Annotated in this window: 3 protein-coding genes; all 3 read left to right on the top strand. The window is 56.9% G+C overall.

Annotation, left to right across the window (positions count from 1 at the left end; translation table 11 throughout):
- Positions 1–151: 151 nt before the first annotated feature.
- Positions 152–1,405 carry a serine hydroxymethyltransferase gene (glyA, locus tag OQK_RS14985; RefSeq protein WP_016773106.1) on the top strand — a complete coding sequence of 418 codons (1,254 nt, stop codon included), beginning with the start codon at positions 152–154 and terminating at the stop codon, positions 1,403–1,405.
- 220 nt (positions 1,406–1,625) lie between these two features.
- Complete coding sequence (locus OQK_RS14980; RefSeq protein ID WP_238537187.1) at positions 1,626–2,189, top strand: hypothetical protein; 564 nt, start codon at positions 1,626–1,628, stop codon at positions 2,187–2,189.
- A 239-nt stretch (positions 2,190–2,428) separates the two neighbouring features.
- The coding region (gene dctA / locus OQK_RS14975; RefSeq protein ID WP_016773103.1) for a C4-dicarboxylate transporter DctA at positions 2,429–3,451 on the top strand (1,023 nt) is incomplete at its 3' end.

Raw genomic sequence — 3,451 nt, 5'->3', positions numbered from 1 at the left:
AATGCCCCTCTGCTCGCGAAGGGGCCGGCAAAAGCACCGCACATCTGTCATGAACGCCACTTGTCTGCGACATGACGTCGTTTCATATGTCATCCAAAAGCGGTTGGGTTAGAATGCCCCCCTTTTCTGCCCCCGATCCTTGAGGACCGCCATGTTCAGCCGTGATTTGACTATTGCCAAGTACGACGCCGACCTTTTTGCCGCCATGGAGCAAGAAGCTCAGCGTCAGGAAGAACACATTGAGCTGATCGCTTCGGAAAACTACACCAGCCCAGCGGTGATGGAAGCTCAAGGCTCGGTCCTGACCAACAAGTACGCCGAAGGCTATCCGGGCAAGCGTTACTACGGTGGTTGCGAATACGTGGACGTGGTTGAACAACTGGCCATCGACCGCGCCAAGGAACTGTTCGGCGCCGATTACGCCAACGTTCAGCCGCACGCCGGTTCCCAGGCCAACGCCGCTGTTTACCTGGCTCTGCTGCAAGGTGGCGACACCATTCTGGGCATGAGCCTGGCCCATGGTGGTCACCTGACCCACGGCGCCAGCGTTTCCTCCTCGGGCAAGCTGTACAACGCCGTTCAATACGGTATCGATGCCAACGGCCTGATCGACTACGACGAAGTCGAGCGCCTGGCGGTCGAGCACAAGCCGAAAATGATCGTTGCCGGTTTCTCGGCCTACTCGCAGATCCTCGACTTCCCGCGCTTCCGCGAAATCGCTGACAAGGTCGGCGCTTACCTGTTCGTCGACATGGCTCACGTCGCCGGTCTGGTTGCCGCGGGTGTGTACCCGAACCCGGTGCCGTTCGCCGACGTCGTGACCACCACCACCCACAAGACCCTGCGCGGTCCACGTGGCGGTCTGATCCTGGCCCGTGCCAACGCCGAGATCGAGAAGAAGCTCAACTCCGCAGTATTCCCGGGCGCCCAGGGTGGCCCGCTGGAGCACGTGATCGCGGCCAAGGCGATCTGCTTCAAGGAAGCGCTGCAGCCTGAGTTCAAGGCTTACCAGCAACAAGTGGTGAAGAACGCCAAGGCCATGGCCGAAGTGTTCATCGCACGCGGTTTCGACGTGGTATCGGGCGGTACTGAAAACCACCTGTTCCTGCTGTCGCTGATCAAGCAGGACATCTCCGGTAAAGATGCCGACGCCGCTCTGGGCAAAGCGTTCATCACCGTGAACAAGAACTCCGTGCCTAACGATCCACGCTCGCCGTTCGTCACCTCCGGCCTGCGCTTCGGTACTCCGGCTGTGACCACTCGCGGTTTCAAAGAGGCTGAGTGCAAAGAGCTGGCCGGCTGGATCTGCGACATCCTGGCTGACCTGAACAACGAAGCGGTGATCGACGCCGTTCGCGAGAAAGTCAAAGCCATCTGCAAGAAACTGCCGGTGTACGGCGCTTGATGCCTCGTTAATCCGCAATAAAAAACCGGTCACGATGGCCGGTTTTTTATTGCCATGAATTCAATAAAAAAATACCACCCGAATAAAGCAGCAACCTGCTAATCCCGTCCAGCAGGATTGTTCATCTCTTCGTTAAAACCAAACTCTTGCAACACACATGCAAACCGCCATAAATGAAAACCGCTTAGTCTGAAACCCGACTTGATAAATGGATTTCATCATGACGAGCAATATCGAAAAATCTTTCATCGCAACGCTGAGAATGTTCGACCACAGGGTCGGCTTTCTTGAACAGCTGTACGGCAAACCGGCGATGGCTACCATCAGTCTGTTCAGCGGCGGTTTCTATACCGGACGCCCGCAAACACGGGATCAGTCCCACCTGCTCGGCATCCGGAGCAACGAGCAGAGCGGCCGGATAAAACCGCTGAAGCTGCATTTCGGTCATACCCCTGACGGCTACATCCTCACCGTGAAAAGCCAGGGCAACTATTTCAATCAGGTAATCAGCAATCACTGGCTGGACACCGTCGAGGCCGTCAAGCCAGACACTGACAACTTGAGCACGTTTATTCTTGTCGACCGTAGCGGCACCGCTATAACGCTGGACAACTTAACGGGTGTACATACAGCTGTTTCTCTCAAACTGAAAAATCATGCCTATCTGGGCGGTATAAAAATCAGAAGTCTGCCTTACGTCTATCTGGGCAAAACCGAAGAACGTTCAAAGATCACTTTCATCCTGAGCATCGTCGAAAGGCATGTACCAAACATCAAAACGTGACTCACACCCCGCCCAGAAAAAAGGCATAGCCGCCGATTTTTCTCAAATGCTCAAGACCGGGCCATCCAGACAACTGGTAAGACCGGTCATGCCAATTTTCGAATTTCCCCTTGCGATCCACGAAAACCTGCGCCTAGACTGCGCCTGCACTGGACATACCGGTAAGACCACAATAATTAAGTCCTGAATCCGCTGCGCCACGCGTACGGCAGCCAGGACACCGACCCAGGATTCCTCCCATGCTCAGATGGTGCTCGCGCTCAATCTTCCTTCAAGTGGTTCTCGGACTGATGCTCGGCATCGTCTGCGGGCTGACCCTTCCTGAATACTCCGCCCAGCTGAAACCGCTCGGCGATGGCTTCATCAAATTGATCAAGATGCTCATTGGCCTGATCGTGTTCTGCGTGGTGGTCAGCGGCATCAGCGGCGCGGGCGATCTGAAGAAGGTCGGGCGCATCGGCCTCAAGTCGGTGATCTATTTCGAAGTGCTGACCACCATCGCCTTGGTGATCGGTCTGGTATTCGCCTTCAGCACCGGCATTGGCAGCGGCGCGAACATTCATCTGGAGCAACTCTCCAGCGCCGACATGGGCGACCTCGCTGAGCGCGGCCAGCATATGCACACCACCACGCAATTTCTGATGGACCTGATCCCGACCTCGGTGATCGGCGCCTTCGCTGACAACAATATTCTGCAAGTGCTGCTGTTCTCGGTGCTGTTCGGCAGTGCGCTGAATCTGGTCGGCGAAGCGGCTTCCGGGATTTCGCGGCTGATCAACGAACTCAGCCACGTGATCTTCCGCATCATGGGCATGATCGTCCGGCTGGCGCCGATCGGCGTGTTCGGTGCCATCGCCTTCACCACCAGCAAATACGGTCTCGACTCGCTGCAGCACCTGGGCAGTCTGGTCGGTCTGTTCTACCTGACCTGCGTCGCCTTCGTCGCGCTGATCCTCGGTCTGGTGATGCGCGTTTCCGGCCTGCGCATGTGGCCGCTGCTCAAGTACCTGCGGGAAGAACTGCTGATCGTCATGGGCACCGCCTCTTCCGACGCCGTGCTGCCGCAGATCATGCGCAAGCTCGAACACCTCGGTATTGGCAGCTCGACGGTCGGTCTGGTGATCCCGACCGGGTACTCGTTCAACCTCGACGGTTTCTCGATCTACCTGACCCTGGCCATCGTGTTCATCGCCAACGCCACCGGCACACCGCTGGCGATGACCGACTTGCTGACGATTCTGCTGGTGTCGCTGATCACCTCC

Origin of the sequence: Pseudomonas sp. R62, from assembly GCF_000257605.1 — a bacterium.
GTDB lineage: Bacteria > Pseudomonadota > Gammaproteobacteria > Pseudomonadales > Pseudomonadaceae > Aquipseudomonas > Aquipseudomonas atacamensis.
Note: the sequence above shows the minus strand (reverse complement) of the source record. Positions and strands in the feature narration are given on the sequence as shown.